The organism is Campylobacter sp. 2018MI01 (genome assembly GCF_018501205.1).
Lineage (GTDB): Bacteria > Campylobacterota > Campylobacteria > Campylobacterales > Campylobacteraceae > Campylobacter_E.
In genome coordinates this window covers 1-535 of record NZ_JAHCZE010000136.1, presented here as the reverse complement: position 1 = coordinate 535, position 535 = coordinate 1, and the positions used below count along the sequence as shown (strand labels likewise).

Below are 535 nucleotides of genomic sequence, written 5' to 3'. Positions count from 1 at the left end.
TATCAAACACATGAGGTAACCATAGCTGAAGTTGCTGCCAGGTTTGATCTTCTTCCAGGTCAAGTATCCCATTGGAGGACACTATTTAAAACGGGTGGTATAGAAGCTTTGCGTCCTCATCAAAAGGGAAGGAAGCCAAAACAAATGAAATCACCAAAACACCCGGAAAAGAAACCAACATCATCAGAATTGAGCGAAAATGAGCGGCTGAAGGCTGAAATTATCAAGCTAAAGAAAGAATTGTATGATGCACGTCTGGACGCAGCCATATTAAAAAAAGCGGCGGCCATGTTCTGGAACTCAAAGCACGACGGAAAACGATGATTCTTGACCAGATCAAGGCCGGACAGTTACGAATGCCTAAAGCTGAACGTTTCAGGCTTAATGACTTACTGCCTAAATTAGAGTTGAAAAGGGCAACTTACTATGATGAACGTAAGCGCATCAGTAATAAGTTTGACAAGTATCATGAAGTTAAAAGGCAGATGATGATTATTGCGCAGAAGTATTCCATGAGAAATCGTTTCACTGCCGG

General features: G+C 41.9%; 2 protein-coding genes. Both read left to right on the top strand.

Going from position 1 to position 535, the window contains the following annotated elements; genetic code table 11:
* A partial coding sequence (locus KJQ97_RS09350; RefSeq protein WP_214120684.1) for a helix-turn-helix domain-containing protein occupies positions 1–324 on the top strand: 324 nt, incomplete at its 5' end.
* Positions 321–535: hypothetical protein (locus tag KJQ97_RS09345; protein ID WP_214120683.1), on the top strand; the 215-nt coding region annotated here is incomplete at its 3' end. The genes KJQ97_RS09350 and KJQ97_RS09345, both read left to right, overlap by 4 nt.